Annotated in this window: 17 protein-coding genes; 7 read left to right on the plus strand and 10 right to left on the minus strand. The window is 60.9% G+C overall.

The window, feature by feature from the left end; translation table 11 throughout:
* The first annotated feature begins 19 nt into the window (after positions 1-19).
* Positions 20-1,282 (plus strand): MFS transporter, encoded by a 1,263-nt coding sequence (locus VH599_20140; protein HEY7350631.1) that lies wholly within the window; start codon positions 20-22, stop codon positions 1,280-1,282.
* Between the two features lie 34 nt (positions 1,283-1,316).
* The gene (locus VH599_20145; protein ID HEY7350632.1) at positions 1,317-2,384 is read left to right on the plus strand and encodes a nucleotidyltransferase domain-containing protein; all 1,068 of its coding nucleotides are present in this window, start codon (positions 1,317-1,319) and stop codon (positions 2,382-2,384) included.
* A gap of 6 nt (positions 2,385-2,390) precedes the next feature.
* On the opposite strand, the gene speD is transcribed toward VH599_20145, so the two are convergent.
* On the minus strand, positions 2,391-3,998 hold the full coding sequence (gene speD, locus VH599_20150; protein HEY7350633.1) for an adenosylmethionine decarboxylase: 1,608 nt from the start codon (positions 3,996-3,998) through the stop codon (positions 2,391-2,393).
* Between the two features lie 459 nt (positions 3,999-4,457).
* On the opposite strand from speD, the gene VH599_20155 reads away from it, so the two are divergent.
* On the plus strand, positions 4,458-5,534 hold the full coding sequence (locus VH599_20155; protein ID HEY7350634.1) for a dipeptidase: 1,077 nt from the start codon (positions 4,458-4,460) through the stop codon (positions 5,532-5,534).
* Between the two features lie 394 nt (positions 5,535-5,928).
* Positions 5,929-7,014 (plus strand): HEAT repeat domain-containing protein, encoded by a 1,086-nt coding sequence (locus VH599_20160; protein HEY7350635.1) that lies wholly within the window; start codon positions 5,929-5,931, stop codon positions 7,012-7,014.
* A gap of 105 nt (positions 7,015-7,119) precedes the next feature.
* Here the strand turns inward: VH599_20160 and VH599_20165 are convergent, their stop codons facing one another.
* The 7 genes from VH599_20165 to VH599_20195 form a co-directional block, all read right to left on the minus strand.
* Positions 7,120-8,088, minus strand: coding sequence for an alkaline phosphatase family protein (locus VH599_20165; GenBank protein HEY7350636.1), 969 nt, complete (start codon positions 8,086-8,088; stop codon positions 7,120-7,122).
* Positions 8,089-8,220: 132 nt separating this feature from the next.
* Entirely contained in the window at positions 8,221-9,117 is an 897-nt protein-coding gene (locus VH599_20170) for a sugar transferase (protein HEY7350637.1), read from the minus strand.
* A 234-nt stretch (positions 9,118-9,351) separates the two neighbouring features.
* On the minus strand, positions 9,352-10,344 hold the full coding sequence (locus tag VH599_20175) for a hypothetical protein (GenBank protein HEY7350638.1): 993 nt from the start codon (positions 10,342-10,344) through the stop codon (positions 9,352-9,354).
* Between the two features lie 309 nt (positions 10,345-10,653).
* Positions 10,654-11,829: an FAD-dependent monooxygenase gene (locus VH599_20180; protein ID HEY7350639.1), complete on the minus strand. Its 1,176-nt coding sequence runs from the start codon at positions 11,827-11,829 to the stop codon at positions 10,654-10,656.
* A gap of 38 nt (positions 11,830-11,867) precedes the next feature.
* Complete coding sequence (locus tag VH599_20185) at positions 11,868-12,572, minus strand: response regulator transcription factor (GenBank protein ID HEY7350640.1); 705 nt, start codon at positions 12,570-12,572, stop codon at positions 11,868-11,870.
* A 165-nt stretch (positions 12,573-12,737) separates the two neighbouring features.
* The gene (locus VH599_20190) at positions 12,738-14,312 is read right to left on the minus strand and encodes a hypothetical protein (GenBank protein HEY7350641.1); all 1,575 of its coding nucleotides are present in this window, start codon (positions 14,310-14,312) and stop codon (positions 12,738-12,740) included.
* A 299-nt stretch (positions 14,313-14,611) separates the two neighbouring features.
* Positions 14,612-15,268 (minus strand): hypothetical protein, encoded by a 657-nt coding sequence (locus VH599_20195; protein HEY7350642.1) that lies wholly within the window; start codon positions 15,266-15,268, stop codon positions 14,612-14,614.
* A gap of 220 nt (positions 15,269-15,488) precedes the next feature.
* Between VH599_20195 and VH599_20200 the strand changes: the two genes are divergently transcribed.
* The 3 genes from VH599_20200 to VH599_20210 all read left to right on the plus strand — a co-directional run bounded on the left by VH599_20200 (position 15,489) and on the right by VH599_20210 (position 18,433).
* Positions 15,489-15,914: a DUF2089 domain-containing protein gene (locus VH599_20200; GenBank protein ID HEY7350643.1), complete on the plus strand. Its 426-nt coding sequence runs from the start codon at positions 15,489-15,491 to the stop codon at positions 15,912-15,914.
* A gap of 20 nt (positions 15,915-15,934) precedes the next feature.
* The gene (locus VH599_20205; protein HEY7350644.1) at positions 15,935-17,623 is read left to right on the plus strand and encodes a DUF4097 family beta strand repeat-containing protein; all 1,689 of its coding nucleotides are present in this window, start codon (positions 15,935-15,937) and stop codon (positions 17,621-17,623) included.
* A 510-nt stretch (positions 17,624-18,133) separates the two neighbouring features.
* The gene (locus tag VH599_20210) at positions 18,134-18,433 is read left to right on the plus strand and encodes a Dabb family protein (GenBank protein HEY7350645.1); all 300 of its coding nucleotides are present in this window, start codon (positions 18,134-18,136) and stop codon (positions 18,431-18,433) included.
* 313 nt (positions 18,434-18,746) lie between these two features.
* Here VH599_20210 and VH599_20215 read toward each other — a convergent pair whose 3' ends face one another.
* On the minus strand, positions 18,747-19,508 hold the full coding sequence (locus VH599_20215) for a 4'-phosphopantetheinyl transferase superfamily protein (GenBank protein ID HEY7350646.1): 762 nt from the start codon (positions 19,506-19,508) through the stop codon (positions 18,747-18,749).
* The gene (locus VH599_20220; GenBank protein ID HEY7350647.1) at positions 19,505-23,605 is read right to left on the minus strand and encodes an amino acid adenylation domain-containing protein; all 4,101 of its coding nucleotides are present in this window, start codon (positions 23,603-23,605) and stop codon (positions 19,505-19,507) included. Before VH599_20220 ends, VH599_20215 begins: the two co-directional genes overlap by 4 nt.

A 23,605-nucleotide genomic window follows, 5' to 3' on the forward strand; every position in this document is an offset into this window, starting at 1 on the left:
GAATGAGAGCAATTTCCCTATGTTGCGCAACCGGACGCTGCTCGCAGTTTCGATAGCTGTCTGCGCGGCTTATATTGGTATTGGCATGGTGGTGCCGGTGCGCGTCTTGTACGCGCAGTCTCAGGGGGCCACTCTGGCGATCATCGGGGCGATGGCCTCAGCCTATCTGATCTCGAATTTCATCTTTCAATATCCAAGCGGCTGGTTGGCGGATCGCTGGGGGCGCAAGCCGATGATTGTGTGCAGCCTGCTGCTTCAAGCCGCGCTCTCGCTGGTCTATCTGGTAATTGTTGACCCTCTCTTGTTTGTCGTGCTGCGCTTCGCCGAGGGCATGGTCGCAGCCGCGTTTCTGCCTTCAGCGCGGGCGCTGATTGCGGATGCCGTGCCTACGGAGAAACGCGGCGAGTCCTACGGCATTTTTAGCGCCTTTTTCAACGCTGGCTTTCTCGTCGGGCCGGCGCTGGGTGGCCTGCTCGGTGGCCTGGGCTATACCCTGCCGTTTATCGGCGCGGCCCTCTTTCGTCTGGTGGCGCTGGCGCTGGTCCTGGTGATGATTCAGGCGCCAGCGCGGCGGCAGCAGCATGAAGAAAGCGAGTCCTCTGTCCGGCTGCGCGCGCTCTTTACTATGCCGCTGGTTGGCAGTTATCTGCTGGCCTTTGGTGACTATCTCTACCTGGGTTTTGATCTGGCGCTGGTCCCCCTGTGGATGCACGACCATTTAGGGGCGTCGGTGGAATGGATCGGCGCATCCTATATTTTCTGGGCGATTCCGGGGATTCTGCTGGCGCCGCTCGCCGGACGCATTGCAGACCGGCGACGGCGCTCGACGATGATGCTGGTCTTTGGCTTGAGCCAGGTACCGCTCTATATGGTGTATGGCCTCTCAAACTGGTTTTTCCTGGTAGCGGCGCTTTATCTGGCGCATGGGACATTGTATGCTTTTATCCAGCCCGCCGTTGATTCGCACGTGGCGACAGCAGCCGCCAGCCAGGCGCGGGCGCGGGTTATGGGGATGTATTCGACCTTCGGTCTGCTTGGCGCGTTCGTTGGGGCGAACGGCTTGAGCCTGCTCTATGGCTGGAACTTTCGCGCTCCGCTCTTCGCTATGGGTATCGGCTATGGCGCGTGCGTCTTGATCGGTGGCCTGCTGATCCGCCAGGCGGAGAAACAGCATCGCTGGCTCTACCAGCCCAGGGATGGCGCAGCCCAGGCGGCGCTTCCGGCAGGCGTCCAGGCAGGTATGCAAGCGGCTGAGCGCCACGAAGCGGAAGTAACTGACTAATCGCAGGCCAGCAATAGAAAGAGGTAGTCTTCTGGTGAACATCGCCTTGAACAGTTCAACGGGAATTGAACAGGTTAACAATATTTTGCGCGAGGTGATTGGCCGCTTCGAGCTATCCTTCCCAGGACGCATACGAAGCTACTTGCTCGGCGGCAGCTACAGCGATGGAAGCGCGGTTGGTTACAACCGTTCCCCTAACTCCAGCGATATTGACCTGTTCGTCATCTTCCGGGGTACCATCAAGGAAACTGAGGAGTCGGCCTTCCACAGCGTGGTGGAGGAGTGCCAACGCCTCAGCCCGCTGGCGCTCGACGCGCATGCCTATTCGGAGGATGACCTGTTGCAGCCGCCGCGCCCTGAAGCCACCCAGACGAGCTTTCTCACCGCGCTCATCAAGGGCGCCAGTCTGCTCGTCTATGGCAACGACCTTCGGATGGAGTTGCCCGCTGTGCCATTCTCGCGCTACGTCCTCGATGTCATCGAATCCGGGGTGTTCCACCTGGGCATTCCGCGCCAGAGGGAAGCGCTCGCTTACCCGTTAATGACACCCCTCGCGCCGCCGCTCGCATACCCTGATCCTGAGGGTGAGTTTTATGGCTATGATGCTGTACCCGCGCGGCCAGATGCCCCACGCGGGACGCGTGTGCTGGTTGCTATTACCGCATGGATCGCTACGCTAATCCTCGCGCTGGAGACCGGGCGTTATGCCGGCCAGAAGACTCAGAGCATCCGACTGTGCAAAGAGCATCTTCCCAACGATCATAGGGCGCAACTCGCGGCGACCATCTATATCGCTTGCAAGGGGGCATGGCGCTATGGGCTTCCTGAAGGCAAAGAGGGCCGTGAGCGGCTGCGCGGCTGGTGTCAAGAGACGCTTGCCCTGGAGAACGAATATTTGCGGCTCTGTCGCGGCTACATACTGGCTCAATTGCAGCAGGGTGGGACAGATGAGCAGCGGCAGGCGGCCAGTATCTTGCAGAGTGTCATCTATAGGGATAAAGAGATTGTGTCGGCCCTCACTGCTCTGGCGCAGCCCCCACCTCAGATGGGGTCTCTCGACTTTCGAGAGACCCCATCTGAAAGGTTTGGCAAGCAGCGTTGAACAGGTCTATTTGGCTTTCACCATCTCGGCGGCCTCGCTGTGGCGCGGTTCCGGGCGGATGCCTGGGCAGCGTTGGGCCAGGGCATGGACTACCAGCGGCAGCGTCAGGGTCGAGTCGGCGCTGGAGAGCATCGCTTCCAGCGCGGGGAATGGCTCCGTTCCGCCCAGCGTGACGCTGTAGCGATAGGCCAGGGGCGTCGGGCTGAGCCGCGCCGCCTGGCGCAGCATCTCCGCAGGCGCGGCTGCGCGGCTGCCCACCAGGATCACGCCTGAATGCCGGGCGCTGGCGAGCGTGCCAGCCAGTTCCAGCGCGTCGCCGGTGGTGTCGAACTGGATGTGTCCCTTGCCCTGAGTGCGCGCGGCGGCCAGCGCCACCCCAATGGGGCTGCTGGCGATGTCGGGCGCGTAGATCGGGATGCCCATCTCGGCGGCGGCCTGAATGATGCCCTTGCGTGGGGCCATGTGTCGCAGCGCCGCGCCCAGCCGCCGAAAAAATGCGCTCGTCGTCAGGGTGGTCGCCTCCGCCAGCGTGGCGCTGAAATCAATCAGCAGCGTTTCGGTCTGGCGCAGTTCCTCGCGGGAGGCAGCCAGATCGGCGGTGCGTTCATAGCCGCTGGCAAAGAGCGCCACATCGGTGACGTGCGCGGCGCTCTGATAATGCCTGGAGCCGCGCGCCTCGTGCAGATCATGGAAGAGATTTTCGGCGCTGACGATCAGCCCGTTGATGGCGCGATGCTCGATCAGATAGACGAGCAGTTCGCGCAGCCCGGCGGGAATCAGCGGGCCGGAAAGTCCCAGCAAGATCGTAGAGTCTGCGTCGCGCAGCATGCGTTCCCAGAGGTTGAGCGCGGCGGCGAGCCGCTGTCCTTCGGAACCCAGCCCGCTCATTTTGTCCAGCAGACCACTGATCGAGGCGGTTGGGTTGATCTGGATCGGTTCGGTGGGGAGCATCTCTGGCGCAGCGGCGGGCGTGGCGCTGGCTCTGTGCGCCTTGCCCTTGCTGTTCCCTTTGTCGGCGCTGTGCGCCGGGTCCGGCGCTGCTGCTCCGTAGGTTCCGTAGTCGGGAGTGACCCCATATTGCGGCCAGATCATACGACCTGTCTGATTGAACTGCTCGTCACGTCGGGCCAGATGCTCGCGCACGCCATCTTTCTTGTCTGCCAGGGATGCGAGGTCTGCGGCGCGGCGGCCAGCAGCCCTCAGCAGCGGTTGGCCGGTTTCGGCGTCGCTGCCAAACGCACCATGATGTGGCCCATGAAAGCTGAGACCGCGCTGCAACAGGACGCGATCCATCTCCTGCACCTCAAGGGCTTCTTTGATATAGGTGATGGCGGTCTCGTGGTCGAAGTTGCGACACGAGAAAATGTCCATCGTAAAGTAGTCGAGTTCGGGGAAGGTGTGGATGGCGATATGGCTTTCGGCGATGACAACAAGGCCAGACACGCCGGAGTATTCCGGGTCGGGGGCCTGGTATTCGAACATATACGGCCCGCCGATTTTCGTCATGCCAATCGCGCGAGGGTAGTCGTTGAGGAGTTGTTCAATCAGAATCCGGTCGCCAAGCTTTTGGGTGTTGCACTTGCTCCCATCAATAATCAGGTGAGGGCCGAACAACTTCACGCTCCTTACACGGCCACAGGGCCGCTAACTATTGCCTGTATGGAAGCAGGCGATATACCAGGAAAGATAGCTGCCAAGCAAGGTATTGGGCAGTTTGCGGGTGGTCAGCGTACTGCCATCGGTACTCATACAGTCGGTCCTTTCGTACTCCGACAAAAAACACCCCAAAAACACGCGCGTTCGCATGTTTTTGCCAGGGCCTGCCCAGCGAGGGGTGCGCGGGTGTCCGTTCGGTTGAAGTCCTGCGTTTGTGGAGCGGCGCCCACACTGACGCCTGCTCAGGTAAACTACGATGAACTACAAGGCACTGGTGAGAGTATAGCATATGGCGCTATGAATACGCAAAGGGAACGGCGCGGGTTGCAGCACGTTGCCAATGCGCAGCGAGCAGCGTACAATTAGAAACAATCTTTCTAAGAACACCATCTTTCTACTCAGGAGACGAAGCCGCCAATGACGGATTTCAAGTCTTTTCCCATCTTTGATGGACACAACGATACGCTGCTGGCTCTGCATTTTGCCGAGCGCGGGGGCGGACGGAGTTTCTTTACTCAGAGCGAAAGCGGCCACCTTGATCTGCCTCGCGCCCGGCTCGGTGGGTTTGGTGGAGGCTTCTTCGCTATCTTTCCGGCTGCTCCTTCGACAAATCGGCACATGAAAGAGCAACTCGCCACAAGCGAAACCGGCTACGAGGTCCAGCCCTTCCCGGCCATCGATCCGGCCTATGCCCAGCAATTCACGCTCGCGGTGGCGGCGCGCCTGTTCCGGCTGGAGGCCGAGTCAGCCGGGCAGGTCAGGGTGGTGCGCGGCGTTGATGCCCTTCGTTCCTGCCTTCAGGAAGGCGTTCTGGCGGTTGTCTTGCATTTCGAGGGGGCTGAGGCGATTGCCCCGGACCTCGATGCGCTGGAGGTCTTTTACCAGGCGGGATTGCGTTCGTTGGGCATCGTCTGGAGCCGCCCGAATATCTTTGGGCATGGCGTTCCCTTCAAGTTTCCCCATTCGCCCGATACCGGCCCAGGACTCACCGACGCTGGCCGTGAACTGGTGCGCGCCTGCAACCGATTGGGCATTATGCTTGATCTGGCGCACCTGAACGAACAGGGCTTTTGGGACGTGGCGCGCCTGTCGGACGCGCCGCTGGTGGTGACGCATGCCGCCGCGCACGCGCTCTGCCCCTCGACGCGCAACCTGACCGATAAGCAATTGGAGGCGATCAGGGCGTCCGAAGGGATGGTCGGGCTGATCTTCGAGACGGCGAATTTGCGCGAGGACGCTGCTGAGAACCCTGATACCCCGCTGGACGTGCTGATTCGCCACCTGGAGTATCTGGTAGAGCATCTAGGTATAGACAGCGTTGGTTTTGGCTCGGACTATGATGGCGGGATTGTTCCCCCACAAGACCTGCATGATGTTTCAGGGCTGCCCAGGCTGCTGGCCGCCTTGCAGGCGCGTGGCTATGATGACGCGGCCCTGCGCAAAATCACCCACGAGAACTGGTTACGGGTGCTGGGCAAAAGCTGGCGCGCCTGAAGCGGGCTGACCAGATACCGCTCTCATGTTCTGACGTTTCGGCATCAAGTTTTCCGATTCTGGCGCGCGCGAACGGAAGTATCATCTTGGAAGCGCCAGCCATGATGACGAGATGTTCGGTTCAAGATGGCCCTCTTGACACTGTAGAATGAGTGTTCTATAATGAGAGGGCAATGGAGTGGGTGATCCCCATTGGCGGAACCTGCTCCTTCATCATCTTCAGTACATTACTGTGTGCTTCCGTGTGCGAGAGGGCAGCGGCTACGTATTGGCCGCTGCCCTCTCGTTTTTCTTGCTTAAAATATCGCATTACGATAGAATGAATTGTGCGGTAGAGAAGGAGAGAGCCGTTTCTTTCTGTCCGGCTTTTGCGCTTTCAGAGGGGAGGTTTCTTATGCTGTCAGGTCATGAATCTGTATCCTCCCGGCCTTCTGATGATCTGCCCGACGATCTGATTGAGCCAGGCGCATCAGAGAACCAGAACGCGGCCCCTGAAACGCCTCCGCCTCCAGTGGGGACGACACCTCCGGCGGAGCTGGTGGAGCTGGCTGCCCAGGGAAAACGTGGCGCCGCCTGGCGTTTGCTGCACTGGATTGGCGAGGATAACCGCGAGGCCATTGAGGCGATCAGGCGATTTCCAGACCAGCGCCTGCTGAAGTTGTTACTGGAGTGGTTGGCGGTAGGTACCTGGGGAGGGAAACCTTTTACTGTGCCACGAGCCATGCGCCAGCCGCATTTTCGCACGCAGGTGAGTACGTTCTTTTTGCCTGGTTCGGGCGCGCCAGAGGGGCATGTCAAAGAGGTATTGTGCGCCGGGCTGCGCCATCCCCAGGGGGCGGTGCGCGCAACCGCCGCGCACCTGCTGGGAGTGCTGGGCGATCCGGCGGCAGCGCCCGATCTCGTCGAGGCGCTGCGTGACCCTCTATCGGCGGTGCGGGTGCAGGCAGCGAAAGCGTTGGGGCGGCTGCATGTCCCTCAGACGGCTGCTGCGCTGGTGAGCGCCTTCCACTCTCATGATGAGGCGCTGGCGAGTCAGGCGCATCAGGCGCTGCTTCAGCCTGGCCTGGCATCGGTGCCGCCATTGATAGCGGCAGCCCACGCGCCTGACGCCTGGGTGCGCTGGCAGGCGGTGCGCACGTTGGGCGACCTCCATGACGCGCGTGGCCTGGCTCCTCTGGTGGAGCGGCTGACCGATAGCGATCATGCGGTTGCCTGGATGGCGGCACGAGTATTGGCTTCGATGGGCGCTCCGGTGGTTGAGGAGGTGCTGGGCCTGTTGTTGCGCGCGCCGGATACGCCCCAACTGATGGAGACGGCGGCTTATGTTTTGCGCGCTCAGCGCAACCCACAGGTGAAGAACGTGCTGGCGCCGGTCATTCGCAGCATGCACGACGTTGATTATCGGGTGGTGGTCCCGCTGGAGGTTCAACGCGCGCTGAAAACGTTGGCCGGGAGCGGCGTCAGGAGTGCTTCGGGCTGAGGCTTAAGCGCACCTCACACAACCTCCGCACGAGCAGGGGCGGGGTTGTAGCGCCGTCCTTCCAGGCGGCAGGGGTGGGGCCAACCGTCGGTTGTGTGAGGCATTCTAAGCGCCAGCGAAAAAATCGCGCATGGGATGCGTGCAGGAGCAGGCGGCATCGCCCAGTTTGCCAAGACCCCAGGCTTCTTCAATGGTCAGCAGCAGCGACGCATGGTTATAGGCCACATGAGACACAAACCCCGGCTTGCTGAGCGGCGAAATCACCAGCATGGGGATATGGCCGCCATCCGCGATCTGACAGCAGCCCGCATCGCTGCTGCCTTCGTCCCAGATCAGAAACAATACGCTCGATTGCCAGTCCGGGGAGCGGAGAATCTGGGGCAGGAAGCTTTTCAGCCAGGCGTCGCCGGTTGCCACGCCGCAATCGTGCATATCATGGCAAAGATTGGGCGTGATCCAGACAAAATTGGGCAGGGCGTGCGCTCTGAGGTTGCTGGCAAAACTAGAGAGCGGGACGACGTTGGCGCAGCGTTTCGGGTTGGTGCGGATGTTATCAAAGTAGATAAAGGGGTTATGCCGCTGGGCATAGTCTCCGTCGTCACCGACGAAGCAGGGCGACGGCATATCCTCCATGTAGGCTTTCCAGCTTTTTCTGGCGGTCTCTAACTGGTCCACCAGATTGGGCGCATGCACAAAACAGGTCTCGCAATCGCTGTCTATCCCAAAGGTGCTGCCGCCCAGCAGTTCGAGATAATTGGGCAGGCTGGGATGAGTGATGCCAAAGTAATTGGCGGCTCTGCTGTAGCGATGGGCCAGGCTGTTGATGTAAGGCGCTTCACTATTGCCTATTACGTCGCTGGATTCTTCGTTTTCCATCACGAGAACGAAGATATGCTTGAAGTTGGGAAGCCCTGAAGCGGCAGGCTGAGCGGTTGCGGTTGCAGTGGGCGTATGGGGGCTGCCTGTGGGTGTCGCCGCTGATGGTGGAGATGGTGCCTGCCCGATTGATGATGATGAGCAGCTTGCGAGCAGCAAAAGCACCAGGCTGGAAGCCGCACTTATGCGCTTCAGCATATAAACAACCCTCCTCTTTCTGTAGACTCATGTGGGCTGATGCAATTTCTGTTCCTAAAATAAGCATAGCCGATGCTGTCCAGCCCACAGAAAAGAGGAGGGTTGTCGGCGCGGGGCGCGGAATAACGCGCGTTATTCCGCGCCCTTGCGGCTGAGGACGGCGGGAACGGTAAGCGCCAGCAGTTTCAGATCATACCAGAAGGATTGCTTTTGTATATATTCCAGGTCCATTTGCACCATTTCTTCGAAGCTGACCCTGCTGCGCCCGTGTACCTGCCAGGGTCCGGTCATCCCCGGCAGGGTATCCAGCCGCCTCAGATGCCAGGAATCATAGAGGCCGACCTCATAGGGAATGGGTGGGCGTGGCCCCACCAGGCTCATATCACCACGCAGCACATTGAACAACTGCGGCAGTTCGTCGAGGCTGGTGTGCCGCAGCACATGGCCTAATGGCGTCACGCGAGGGTCGCGCGGGGCGCCGCCGCGCCTGGGCGTATTCGCCTGGGGCTGCTCGTTAGCTACCTGCGCGCCATCAACTTTGCCAGATGATCGCTCGCCTCGTAAAAATTGTTCGTAGGCCAGTTGATGTAAGCGTTCATCGCAGTTGACATACATAGAGCGGAACTTATACATCACAAAATGGCGTCCGCCAAAGCCGACGCGCTTCTGGCAAAAGAGTGCTGGCCCGCGCGAAGTCAGGCGGATCAGCAGGGCTGCCACCAGGAGTACTGGCGCGCATGCGATGAGGGCGATCAAAGCAACCGAGCAATCCAGGCAGCGTTTTGCGAGAAAATAGCCTGGTCGGCCTGTGGCTCGCGCCACAGCCTGCCAGGGCTGCAACTGGACGGGTTCATCTGGTGTGGAGACAACCGCAAACCGGCTGGAGTGGAACTCAGCAGCCGCTAGCGGATTCTGGGCTGTTGTTGTGTTCGCTGCCGGGGGGATGGCGACGGTTGGCCCCGAAGGTCTGCGCTCACCTCCTCCAAATGGAGGGCGGTACTGACGATCTACTACTTCTTCATGTATCATCTATGAATGTCTCCCTACCATACGCCGACTTGATCTACCTATCTTTCATAGAATACCCGCTCCGCTGGTCTATCGGGTTATCCCCGCGTTGCAAGATGGTAGAGAAGCTGATAGGTAAGGTGGTAGTTCGCTAACATTGGGATGACATTTCTTTCATCTTTTCTTCATGTCGCCATCATCTCCCTTTAATTTCGTTGGGAGGATACAAGGCTCAGATACCGCCCGCACAGAGCGTCACTTGCCGGAGGATCTCGCAGACACAGGGGTTAGCTGGTTAGCGCGGCGAGAGCGAGTGGGTTGGGCAAGCGCCTCCAGGGCATCGGGATCGGTCATGACTGGGAAAATGTTGAGGCCGGTGATCTCGCGCAGTTGATGCAGGACGCCGCTGTCGGTGGGATCAGCCAGCGCCACCGTCAGCGCGTTACGGTCGCGGCCAATGGGCAGGCATTGGAGTTGGCGCATCACTTCCACCGGGAGCAAATTGCGGACGCTGCCTGGAATACGCTGTGGCGGCGCTATATAGGGAACCCCCAGCGTCCGCGCCCGCGCCCGCGCGAGCGGCTCGGCCCGCTGCATCGGCTCCCTGCCTCTCAGCGCCAGCCGCGCTTCAGATGAAAACTCCGCTGCGAAGGGTACGGTCAGTGGGGGGCGCAGGTGGGTGGCCGCTTTGCTGGCCTTCTCCTGGGCGGCGCTGGGCTGGCCCTGGGCCAGCGTCATGGCTGGCTCGCGCTCGACAAGCTGATCCAGCCTGGGCAGCGTGCCTTTCCCGGCGCCAGTCGCGGGTACCATTCGCAGGCGCGGCTTCAATGCCAAAGCCACCAGGGTCTGACTCTCGGCAGCCTGTTCCGGCGCAGAGGCGATCCCTATCTGAAGGGAACTGGTCAGCGGCTTGCATTTACTGAGCATGCGCCGGAAGCGCCTCACCGCATGCAGCGCCCCATCGCCTTCAGCGCCCAGGAGGATTGCCGCGCAGCTTCTCTCGCCGCAGCGTATGACGACATCTGATCGGCGGAAGCAGGCGATCAATAGCTGCTCAACATCATCCATGCAAGCCTTCGCCTTGCCGCACGCATCAGCGCCAGCCTCGGCGGAGACCTCCCCAACCAACACCAGCAACGTCAGCGTCGGCCACGTCGCCAGCAACAATCGCAAAGTGTCTGTCAGCGCCTGATAGGGGCCTGGTTCTAACGAGTGGGGCTGAACAGAATCTCTCACCTCTGTACCCATGCAGATGCTCTCCTTGTCTACAGCACAGAACCTTGATAGAGGCTGGCGGGGTCGCAGTGCGTCGTGGCGCAAGTGAACACGGCGCTGTTATCACCCGCCGCAAAGAGTTGGGCAAGCCAGGCGAAATCCTCTCTATTGGCTGCTCCAGTACCGGTTTGGCCGCAAGCTCTATTACAGAAGAGTGTAGTGAACAGGGGGGGTAATCCGGGTGAGGGTATGTTGCGATATGGTTGAGAACGGGAAGCGCCAGGTGATACTCTCAATCCCCTGGTGGAGATGAGCTTTCTGGCGGTATTGGAGACGGGATCATCAGCGGCGTATCGCGCGCGCCTGGAGCAGACTTTCCGCGCCGAACTGTCGGCGCAGCAGGCCGGTAAAGGCGTCCCGCAGCACGGCTTTCAACAGCAGGCGCTGAGCCAGAATACCAACGCGGCTGGTGGGCGCGAAAGATTTGGCAAGCCCGCGCGCGTGCTTCTGCTGGGTCTGGACGTGTGGGCGCATCCGCTGCTCATAGCGGCGAAAGGCTTCCTGATACGCGGCGGCTTCGCGCAAGGCTTCGGCCAGGAGATAGGCTCCTCCCATAGCGAGTGAAGCCCCTTGCCCCGAAACCAGCGTGGGACAGCCGCAGGCATCGCCGACGAGGGCCACCCGGCCCTGAGACCAGGAAGGCATGCGAATCTGGCTCACGGCGTCGAGGAAGATATGCTCAGAGGGAGAAACGTCAGCAAGCAACTGCGGTGTAATCCAGCCCATCTCCGCGAACACCTGGCGCAGCCGTGTCAGACGCTGCTCTTGCGGCAGCCGATCCGGCTCCGCCTGATGATACAGGAAAAAGGTGATGATCTCGCCTTCCTGTCGGCTGACATACGCGCCCACTGTGCGACCAGGCACGCTGTACATCTGCCAGCTACGACCGATGCCATAGCGGTCGGCAAGCGGATAGCTCGCCACCATGTAGCCAAGGAAATGGCTAAAGCGGTCTTCCGGCCCAAACACCAGTTCCCGGGTCAGGGAATGCACACCGTCCGCGCCGATGAGGAGATCGAACGACTCACTCGTCCCGTCGGTGAAGGCCACATCCACCGCATCAGCGCCGGTATGGATGGAAGCGAGTGAGCGGTCAAAACGAACTTCGACCTGCCCGCCCAGCGCGTCATAGAGCGCCTCTTCGAGCGTCCAGTGCATGAGTCCCAGGTACTTTCCCTGCGTGACACGCTGCAAGAGCGCCCTTTCCAGTGTCGCAATCGGCTTTCCTGCTCGATTGACGTAGGCAATCGTGTCCAGCGGAATCTGCTGAGACGCCAGCCGGTCAATGAGGCCCATGCGCCGGGCGACATCGTAGCCTGTGCCGAAAAAGTCAATCGCATATCCGTCCCGACGGAGACCTGTCGCTTGTTCAATGACCACTGCGGGAATGGCGTATTGATGGAGCCAATAGGCCAGCGTGAGTCCGGCGATGCCGCCGCCGGAAATTAGGACGCGCATGATCGGCTGCTCTCTGTCAAGCCATCAGGAGAGGCTGTTTAATCCTGTCCTGGCCCCGATATAGGCGGGCTAAACGTATAGCCAACGCCGGGGACCGTCAGCACATAGCGTGGGCTGCCCGGTTCGGGTTCCACCTTCTGGCGCAAATGGCGGATATGGGTCTTCACCAGCCCGCCGTCGCCAACCTCATTATAGCCCCAGACGCGCTCGATAATGGTATCGGTGGTTAGCACCTGCCCGGCATGGGTGAGCAGCAGGTGCAGCAGCCGACTCTCTGTCGGCGTCAGGCGCATGCGTGCACCGTTGCGGCTGACCTCATGGCGGCTGACATCCAGGCTGATGGGGCCGATGGTGATAGAGGAGCCGTTCATCGGGCTGCTCACGCTCACGGCGCGGCGGGCCGCCGCCTGAATGCGGGCCAGCAACTGGCGCGGACGAAAAGGCTTGCGCAGAAAATCATCGGCCCCCAACTCCAGCGCGCGCACCTCATCATCCTCGCGGTCCAGGCAGGTCAGGACGATGACCAGGGCATTGGATTCGCCGCGCATGCGACGAACCACCTCAAATCCATCGAATTTGGGCATCTGAATATCAAGGAGAACCAGATCGGGGGGCTGCTCGCGCCACCGCTTCATAGTCTGCTCACCGTCAAAGGCCACCGTCACTTGATGCCCATGCGCCCGCAGCCAATACATCAACATGTCAACCAATTCGCGGTCATCGTCAGCGATCAGAATCCTCATGGTATGGCGCCCTTTCCTAGCAACACACTCCAATTCGTGTCAATTATAGCCGCTCAATCCAACTTCACGCAATTATCCTGGCCCATATCATCCTTGCAGACGAGGGGAGCAGCAGGCGGAAGCGCCCAGCCCCGGCATAGATCTATCGAATGGTTTGGATCAGCGTCAGCGCATTGACGCTGCCCCGTGTGATGCCCCCATTCCGAGGGCGGCGGCGCTGTCTCTGCCAGGCTCGCTCCCCAAAAAATACATATGCGCGGCGGCGTCCAGCAGTTGGGGCGAAAGTTCCGCCGCCACGCCGTAATAGCGCGCCAGCGCCACCACATGCCTGAGCAAGTCACGCGGGTGACAGGCGCGCAGCGAGCGTCGTGTTTGTTGGTAGTGCTGGCTCAACAAATGAAGAAACCCCGTATCTGAGAAGGCCACGCCCATAGACCGACAGATGCGCATCAGAATCTCGCGGTACTGCTCTGGCGTTGGGTCGCTGATCCAGACTTTATTGGGGACGCGCCGCAGAAACGCCTCATCCACCAGATCGGCTGGCCGCAGGTTGGTCGAAAACACCACCATAGCGGCAAAGGGAAAGGCCACTTTCTGTCCATTCATCAAGGTCATGAAATCAATGCCGCGCTCCAGTGGCACAATCCAGCGATTTAAGAGTTCCTGGGGGCGGGTCTGCTGGCGGCCAAAATCATCAATCAAGAAGACCCCGGCAGCCGCCTTCAACTGCAACGGGCATTCATAGAGACGCAGCCGGTCATTAAATTGGAGGTCGAGGCTGCTGATCACGAGTTCGCCGCCTGCGTGAACGAGCGGCGGCTGGCAGAAGACCCATCGCTCATCAATGCGCCCGCTCCCATCGGCTCCGTCCAGGGACATCGGCACATGGACTGAAGGGTCGAAGACCGGCAGCACATGGCCGCGTACCTCGATGGCATAGGGTACAAAAACCCCGCCAGCGAACATAGTGGTAATGGCTTCGGCAATCGCCGTCTTGCCGTTGCCTGGATGTCCCCACAGGAAAAGCGCCCCGCCGCGACTGATCGCTACCCCGATCTGATCGATAATATCATCAGCCAGCACCAGATGGCTGAGGCGCTGGCGCACAATGGCGCGCATCACGGCGGGCCGCGCCTGCACCTGCCCATTAAGCACAGAACAATAATTGACAAACGAGACGGGCGCTGGTCCCACATATCCGTTGCGCTCGAACGCTTCGCGCGCGCGGATACGCCCCTGTTCAGTGGGTCTGAAGCTCAAGGCGCTGCCGCCGACACCCATCCCAATGGAGCGGGCGCTGTCTGTCGCCCCGGCAGCCACCTCAATCAACCCATCCCGGCGTAAGACGGTCAGCAGATCATCCAGCACCCCGTTGAGCGGCAGGCGCAGTTGGGCAGATACGGCGGTGGCGCTCAGCGTCCCGCCCGCGTTGACGATCACCTTCAGCGCCAGTTCCTGAAGGAGACCAGGGTCCAGGTCGGTCTCCCCAACGGTGGTCGGGCGAAGCGGCGGCCCTTGCGTACCGCGTCGGTATCGGTCTCCTGACGTGGGGTCCATTGGCAGCGGGCCAGAGGTGCGCATGCCAGCCGACAGCGCCCCGGAGGGCCGCCCATCACCTGATGCCGGAAGCGCGTGGGAGGGAGAAAGCGGCCCGGAAGTACGCCTTTCGCCGAGCGGGCCGCTCATGCCGCTGCCTGGGTGTCGGACGACTCCCCCCGTTTCACTGCCGCGATGTTGCATAGTTCTAACCTCATCATCGGTACAGCGCGCAAACCTGCGCGAGACGCAGGAAATCGGCGCTGATCTTCCCTGGTTTTCCTTCCGTCGAACGTTTTCTGGCTATCGAAAGCTCCATTTATGCTCAAGTACTGATACGAATAACTGCCTCAAGAGTATCAGTGGGCGAGCGTGAACAGCTATGAGTACCAATGAAGAATACTGAAACATGCTGGAGAGCGAAGCACAAACGGGGCCAGTTGGCAAACGGACCGCTCCGTTTGCCAACTGGCCCTGCTAACCTCTGAGGCGCAGCGAGTGCGCTAGAGGGCGTGGCTCTTGCCGCGCCACCCCTGCAAAGGTCGTGAACCGGCAATGCCACCTAATACTGCCAGAATCAGCCCGATCATCAGCGCAGTAAACATCGCCCAGGCGGTGGACGCCATGTTTCCACCCATAGTCATGGTAGGCGCGCCGATCCCCCCCGGAGTCCTCAATATCACGGCAATATTGGCGCCCATAAAGCCAAGAATGCCGCCTGCGCCAATAACCACCAGAACCAGAATGGCTACGAGAGAAAGCGCCCAGGCCAGGGCGCTGTTCAGAATGGCCGCGCCCACGCCGCGCACGCCAGCGGCGCGCGCCGTGACCCAGCCGCCCAGGAAGTAGGCCACGATGCCAGTAAGGATACCCCAACCATAAACAAAAGCAGTGGGTACGGAACCCCAGACGGTTGACCCAATAGCGGTGCCGAGTGCACCGATAACAGCCAGTGTCGCAACAATAGTGAAGAATCCACTCCAGATCGGCCCCCAGCGAACCCAATCGCTCCAGGCCAGCGGCCCTGCCTGGCTTTTGGAGGCCGCTGAAACCCCTGGCGGTTGCTGCCCCTGGGCAGGCACGTTAGGCACGTTTGGCTGCTGGGGTATATACTCTCTCCGTAAGGGTTCTTGCTCCTGATACCCTGGTGCTTGTTGCATGAAATTCACCTCCTTAAACCAGAGCGTATGCAGGGTCAACACCGTTACACATACTAAGAGGGTGCATAACCCATGCCACCAGGGCTGATTAGTCGCCTGGTCCATAAAGAGGGCAAATAAACTTAATATTACTATTGACTTTATTAAAGCAAAGTGCTATAAACTTAATAGTTAGACCTGCACCGCAGCGCGCGAAGGCAGAGAAAGGACAGGAGCGGATATGTACGACGTAAGCGGACGTTGCCCGGTTTGTGGGGGACAAATGGCGATTACCCGCCTGGAGTGTGGGACGTGCCACAGCGCCCTGGAGGGGCAGTTTACCGTGAATGGTTCAGGCCGAGGCGCTGGCGAAGGCGACAGCTACTTTGGCCGACTCGAACGCCTGAGCCGCGACCAGCTTGAGTTTGTTGAAGTATTCCTGCGTTGTCGCGGGATTATCAAAAATGTTGAGGCGATTCTTGATATTTCGTATCCTACCGTCAAAGCGCGGCTAAACAATGTGATTGAGAGCCTGGGTTTCCAGGTGGAAGAAGAGATGCCTGACCCTGAGCGCCGCCGCGAGCGCCGCGAAATCTTGCAGGAACTGGCCCAGGGCAAAATCACCACCGAAGAGGCCCACCGCCGTCTGGCGGCGGAAAACGAATAACACGACAGAGGGAGGGGATTATGAGCAGCGAACAAACCGTCTCTGGCGGATTCAACCGTATCGAAATCGGGCGGGCCGAAGGCGAGCTAGAAGTGCTGGGCTGGGATGAGCCAACTATCCGTATTGTAGGGCATGATGAGGAGGACAGCCCCTACGCAGGCACTGAAGGCGTCCTGCGGCTGGAGCGTCTGCATGACGATGTGACCATCAGCGCGCCGCGCAGTGTCAGCCTCTATATCCTCAGTGCCAAGGGCGACGTGGTGATCCGTGGCATTGGGGGGAACGTGCGCCTGGACGCGGGGGCTGGCGATGTGCAGGTACAGGACGTGGGCAGCGTGCAACTGGGCGCCATCAGCGGCGATACGCAGCTCGAAGGCTGCCAGGGGGACGCGCGCCTGAACGCTATTTCCGGCGATCTGGTGGCGCGCAACCTGGGGAGCCTGGAGATTACGGGCGCGGTCAACGGCGATCTTCAGGTGAACGATGTCGTTGGCGAGGTGAACTTGAGGCATACTGTCAATGGGGACGCGCACTTTGCCCATGTCGGCCATGTCGCTGTTTCTAACATGCGTGGCGATTGCCGCGTCACCCAGGCGGGCAGTGTGGTGGTCAGCAACCTGGGCGGGGATTTGGACGTAGAAGAGGTAGAAGGTTTCTGCCATATCCAGAACATGCACGGCGACGCGAAGCTGCGGCAGTGCGGCGGGGTGGCGACGTTGGATAACGTGGGCGGCGATCTGCAAGCAACGGACATGCGCGGCGGCATTGCTACCGGCCATGTCAGCGGGGATGTCCGTCTGGATACTCCGCTGCTCAAAGACGCCGCCTATACGGTTCACGCTTCGGGCGACATTTCGCTGCGCGTGCGTGGCTCCTTGCACGCTCGCTTTGTGGCGCAGACGCTTGGGGGGACGATCCATACACGCCTGCCGCTTACGGTGGAGCGCGGGCGGCGGCGGCATCTGGTGGGGGCTATCGGACGAGCCGAGGCTGTTGTGACTTTGCAGAGTGATGGCGGCGACATCACGATCACCGCCGCCGATTCTACCCAGGAGGACTTCATGACCGACGAGTATAACGACACATTTGGGGACAGGGAAGAGGCTGCTACAGGCGGCGAAATGCGCTTTGGGCGCGGCTTTGGGCTCCGTTGGGACAGAGGACCAGGCCGCTTTACCTTTGCGACGGGCTATCGTGACGACCCTGATGGCCCAGGCGATCCGCGCATCCGCCGCGAGCGTGGCCGCAAGGGCAAGTTTCCTTTTGAGTGGGACGAAACCCAGCGCGAAGACTATGAGCGCCGCATCCGCGAGATGAGTGATCGCACCGCTCAGGCCGCGCGCAAGGCCGCCGAGCGCGCCACTGAATATGCCGAGCGCGCCGCCAAGCGCGCCCGCGAAACCGATTGGGAATCCGTTGGCCGCGATGTGCGCAGTGCTATCGAGCGCGCGATGGGCGAGATGGAACATCTGCTTGAGCAGTTCCGAGGTGGCCCAGGCGCTCCTCCTCCCCCGCGCCCACCGCACGCGCCGCCCCCACCGCCCCGCCCCGGAAGCCAGGCGCAGCGCGTGCCAATTGAGCAAGATGAGCAGGCGGCTCCGCCCAACAAGGACGAGCAGGACGCGCGGCGGCGCACGATTCTTGAACAACTGCGCAGCGGCGCTATCTCGATGGATGAGGCCGAGCGCCAGCTTGATGGCCTGCGCTAAAGACTGGCAGCAAAGACAAGGGCAGGCGTCCTCCAAAACAGGTGGAGGACGCCTGCCCTTGTCTTGTCGGCTGCTTTGACACCTCTTTTTGTCTGCCCTTATGGTTCTCCCAAATCTGAGGTGTTGGCAAGCGAGGCGTGTTACTGGTAGCGCCGCCTCCCTTCGGGAAGGGCCGCTTGCCTCCCCCTGCGGGGAGCGGCCCTTGCGGGAACCAGGTTCCCGCATTCTCCCTCGCTGCGCTCGGTCGCGGGCCGCTGCTGTTGCCCCGTCCTCTCGCTCCCGGTGGTCGCTCGCGCGTCCCTCCTGGCGGCCAGCGTTGGCCTGCTGGTCCGCTGGCCTGGAGGGCGAACGCTCGCCAGGGCGCAGCGTTGGCCGCCTGGAAGGCGGCGCTACAAGTGGCCCCCGATAATTGGTGGAACCGCCCTTATGGGCGAGCTTGCGCAAAAGCCCTCAACCATGTTACAGTATGTAAGGTGAAGTGTTTTTTACACGAGGGGGAGGGAACATTAGATGATCCGCCATGAACTCATCTTGCGCCTACGTAGTGATACCAATCGGGAGGTGATTGATCGCACGCTGACCGATGTGAAAGAACTCCTGGCAGGCATTCCTGGCGTCATCGAGACGCGCTCTGGCGTCAATAACGCTCCGTCCTATCGGCACGCGCTGCTCGTTGTCTACGTGGAGAACGAGCGTGCGCTTCAGCGATTCAGCCGCCACCCGCTTCACGCGCGCGCGGTGCGCCTCCTCAGCCGTTTGACTGAATCATATACCATTGCCAGCCTGCCCGTCGGCGTCCAGCCGAAATAACCCGCTCTCTCTACTACCAATCAGCCATCTTCTGGCCGGAACATCGGATTGATGCTCCGGCTTTTTGCTGCCATCAGACGCCTGGCGGCGCCAGCCCTGCCCCGATAGGCGCAGCGTATGTACTTGCAGCGCCGCTCACTTGCGGCGCCGCCTGGAAGGTGGCTCATCGTCGGGCTACCGGAACGTTCGCGCTCCAGGGCAACCGCTCGCCCAGCCGCAGCGGCTAGCCGCCTGGAAGGCGGCGCTACAAGTAGGCAGCCGCCTGTCCGCCGCCGGGATGGCGGCGGTACCGGTACAGACGCCCGTAGGCGGTTTAACCGCCAGCCTGCTGCCAACATGTGAGAGAAGCAGGCTGCCCCTGCACAGCCAGCGCCGCAACGTAGCCGGGACCAGGAGAGAGCGCGTGGAGCGACCAATCTGAGCTATCCTGGCCCTCTTCTCTGGTCGCCAGAAGTGCCGCTGGCTCCCCAGGAGCGAGCGAAACATCGAACAGGTTCAGGTCGAGCGAAAGACCCAGACCCCTCGCTTTGACATAGGCTTCTTTGCGGGTCCAGCAATTCAGGAAGGCTTCTTGCTTGTCCTGCGCAGCAACCGCCTGGAGCGCGTACACCTCATGGGGGGAGAAGAACCGCGTGGCGATTTGCTCATAGTCTGCGCCAGCGGGGCTGATCTGTTCGAGATCAATGCCGATAGCTCCGCAGCGTGTGATCGCGTAGAGGGCCAGGTCGTGGGAGTGCGCCAGATTGAAAAGCAGCGGCTCACTCCCTACTTCATCGGCGAGGGCTGGCTTGCCATATTCGTTGTAGGAGAAGCGCAGTGTCTGCGGCTCCCTGCTCAGATAGCGGCCCAGGATGCTTCTGAGCATGCCCCGCGCCGCGATAAAGCGGGCGCGGTCCCGTGAGAAGCGAAACTGCGACGCTCGCTGCCGTTCATCGGCAGCGAGCGTCTGCTCCAGCGCCTGCATATGTGACGCCGACAGGTTCAGCCTGGCGCGCCAGATATGCGCCTCGTCGGATGCTAAGATGGGTCGCTCTGGCGCCGCGCTCCAGAGGGACTCCTGCGCGCTCAGCGTCATACCCGCTCTAGCTCGGCCTCCTGAACTTTTGCCAGGCAGGCGCTGAACTCTTCGGCCAGGCTGGAAAGGTGTTTGGTGAGGCAGCTCAGATGATCGCCAGGAATGACGTGCAGTTCCGTTTCTTGCGCGGCATCGGCAAGCCCGCGCCATTCGCTGGAGTCAGCGACTTCCTCTTTTGCCCAGAAGAACGTGATCTTGCCAGGATAAGCGCCAGGCGTATAAGCGGCTAACATCCAGGCAGTCATTGACCAGCGATCCCGGCAAAGCGTCGCCAGGGTTGGGAAAATCGCGCGGAGGCTGGGAAACGCCGCGCTCCCCTTGCCACGCCTGCGCCCGGCCTTGTTCATCTCCCGCCGGTACGGCGCAAACCGCAGGTACTTATAGAGGTGCCGTACCCACAGGAACGAATAGAACTGGCGATATTCTCCGATCCGCAGCGCCTTGCCAGGCAGGCTGATCGCGCGGCGCGTCAATTTGTCGGAGGCCGGAGCAGGCGGTGTGGGGTCAATCAAAACCAGCAAATCAACCTGCTGCCCTTGCCCTTGAAGCTGCCGGGCTATTTCATAGGCCAGCAGACCGCCGATGCAAAAGCCGCCCAGCAGATACGGACCTTCCGGCTGAATGGCCTGGATTGACCTTACATGCGTGGCCGCCATCGCCTCGAATGTGGGCGGAGCCTGCCGGGTATCAAACTTATACGGCTCGACGGTGTAGAAAGGCTGTTCTGGCCCCAGGTGATCAGCCAGGGGGAAGCAGTAGTAAGCGCCGCCGATGCGATCCTCGTGCATATAGAAGATCGGGCGTCTGGAACCGCCGGATTGAACCGCCACCACCGGCGCTTCGGCGATGGTAATGTCTTGTGACAGAATCTCGGCAAGCTGTTCAATCGTTGGCCCCGCAAAGAAGGTCGCCAGCGGAATCTTTTTGCCAAAGACCTGCTCGATGCCATTGACCAGGCGGGCTGCAAGGAGTGAATGCCCGCCTAAGAAGAAGAAGTTATCCCTGATCCCGATGGGCCGCGCCTCCAACAGTTCCTCCCAGAGATGGATCAGTTGATAGTGGACCATAGACATGGGCGGAACATAGTGTTCTTCCGCCGCGCTGTCCAGTTCAGGCGCGGGCAAGGCGCGTCGGTCTATTTTGCCGTTGGGCGTCTCAGGGAAGGCATCCAGCGTGGTGAAGGCCGCAGGTATCATGTAATCCGGCAGGTATTCACGCAAAAAGCTGCGCAGTTCATTGGCCTTGATTTCTTGCTGCTGGTGCGCGACGACGTAGGCGACCAGGCGTTTGTCGCCCGGTGTATCCTCGCGGGCCAGCACCACCGCCTGCCGCACCGCCGGGTGCTGGACCAGTGTCGTCTCGATTTCGCCCAGTTCGATGCGGAAGCCGCGAATCTTCACCTGAAAATCAACGCGCCCCAAGTGATCGATCTGCCCATCGGCGCGATAGCGGGCCAGATCGCCGGTCCTGTAGAGGCGCGCGTCTGGCCTGGCGCTAAAGGGATGGGGAATGAATCGCTCGGCGGTTAACTCCGGGCGATTGAGATAGCCGCGAGCCAGGCCGTCGCCCCCAATATAGAGTTCGCCTGGCACGCCGATGGGCGTTGGATTCAGGTGGGCGTCAAGCACGTAGATTTCTGTGTTGGCAATCGGACGCCCAATCGAGAGATCGTCTGCCGACTGAACCAGAGAAAGCGTAGACCAGATGGTCGTTTCCGTCGGGCCGTACATGTTCCAGACGGAACCCGCTCTCGGCAGAAGCTGCGCGGCCAGTTCCGGGGGGAAAGCTTCGCCGCCGCAGAGAATCTTCAAGTACGGGCTGCCCTGCCACCCGGCGGCCAGCAGCAGCCGCCAGGTAACGGGTGTCGCCTGCATCACCGTAGCGCCGGAACGGGCCATGAGTTCGGCCAGCGCCGCGCCGTTGACAGTCGTTTCCCGGCTGGCGATGATGACCCGCGCGCCGACGATCAGCGGCAGGAAGAGTTCAAGACCGGCAATATCGAATGAGAGCGTGGTGATAGCCAGCAGCCGATCATTCGCCGTCAGCCCTGGCTGCTGGCGCATCGAGAGCAGGAAGTTGACGACGGCGCGATGGGGAATCTGAACGCCCTTTGGCTTCCCCGTCGAGCCAGAGGTATAAATCACATAGGCCAGGTTCTCGGGGTTGGCCTGGGAGACCGGATTGAGGCTGCTCTGCTGTTTGAGCAGCGCCGCGTCGGCATCCAGGCGAACAATTTTGGCTGCGCCAGCGGGCAGTTGTGTCGTCAGGCGCTGCTGTGTGACCAGCGCCATGACCTGGGCATCCTCCAGCATGAAGGCCAGCCGTTCCTGGGGAAAGGCCGGGTCCAGTGGAATGTAGGTTCCGCCCGCCTTGAGGATGCCCAGCAGGCCCACGACCATCTCCAAAGAGCGTTCCATATACAGGCCCACGCGCACATCCGGGCCGACTCCCAGCTTCTGGAGGTAATGAGCAAGCTGATTTGCGCGCTGGTTCAGTGCTTGATAGGTCAGTTGTTCCTTCTCATACACCAGGGCTACCCCTTCTGGTGTTCGCTGCGCCTGCGCCTCAAAAAGCTGGTGAACACACTCGTTCTCAGGATAGGCTGCCTGGGTGGCATTCCATGCTACCAGCAGTTGGCTGCGCTCCGCTTCTGTCAGCAGCGGCAGCCGAGAAAGGGGCTGGTCGGGGTTGGCTGCGATGTCTTGGAGCAAGGTCTGGAAATGCCCGGCCATCCGCTCGATGGTGGCGGCCTCAAAGAGATCGATATTGTACTCCAGCGATCCGACCAGGCTGCCCGCCTCTTCCCAGATGTAGAGGGTCAGATCGAACTTGGACATGCTGATCTCTACGTCTAGGGAAGAGAGCGACAACCCGGCAGCCTCGACAGCGGTTGGCGCGGCATTCTGGTCGGCAATGACCACCTGGAAGAGCGGCGAATGGCTCAGGCTGCGTTCGGGGTGCAGCGCCTCCACCAACTTCTCGAAGGGCAGTTCATGATGGGCATACGCCTCCAGCGCCATTTTGCGTACCCGCTTGAGCAGTTCCCGAAAGCCGGGGTCGCCCGAAAGATCGGTGCGCAGCACCAGCATCGTGACCAGATACCCGATCAACTCCTGAACCTCGCTGCGGTTGCGGTTGGCGATAGGCGAACCCACCACGATGTCTTCCTGCCCAGTATAGCGGGAAAGCAGCACGTTGAAAGCCGCCAGCAAAGTCATGAAGATCGTCGCGCCTTCCTGCTGACTCAACGTCTGAATCTGCTCGGTGAGCGCCCTGGAGAGTCGAAAATTGTGGACGGCCCCACGAAAGGTCTGGATGGCCGGGCGTGGATGATCGGTAGGCAAATCCAGCACTGCGGGAGCGTCGGCCAACTGCTGTTTCCAGTAGGTAAGCTGGTCTTCCATCCGCTCCCCTTGCAGCCACTCGCGGCGCCAGAGGGCATAATCAGCGTATTGGATGGGCAGTTCAGGCAGCGGTGATGGCTGTCCGGCGGTGAAGGCGCTGTAGAGGGTGGTCAGTTCTCGGACCAGAATACCTACCGACCACCCATCAGAGATGATGTGGTGCATGAGCAGAAGCAGGATATGTTCCTGCTCCGTCAGCCGGAACAGCATGGTCCGCAGCAGCGGCCCCTGGGCAAGATCGAATGGGCGCGTTATCTCCTCATTGATGGACTGTATGGCTCGCGGCCAGCGCGCGCGATCTTCCAGGTCGCGCAGGTCTACCACCGAAAAAGGTAACTGGAGGGAGGAGGCGATCATCTGCACCGGGCGACCCTCGATGGCGGGGAACGTGGTACGCAAGGACTCGTGGCGTTTCACGATTTCTTGCAGGCTTTGCTCAAGCGCGGCGAGGTCGAGCGGGCCACTCAGGCGCAGCGCGTAGGGCAGATTATACGCCGCGCTGCCTGGAGTCAGTTGGTCAATGAACCAGAGCGGCTCCTGGGCAAAGGAGAGCGGTGGGTTAGACATGACCTGGCTGCGGCGCGGGATCGCCGTCGGGGTGGTCGTCACTTTTTGCTGCTCGATGAGCCGCTTCAGCAGGATTTCGCGTTTCTCCGGGGAAAGGTCTGCAATGCGTTTTGACAGGTCACTCAT

The sequence above is a fragment of the Ktedonobacterales bacterium genome (assembly GCA_036557285.1).
GTDB lineage: Bacteria > Chloroflexota > Ktedonobacteria > Ktedonobacterales > DATBGS01 > DATBHW01.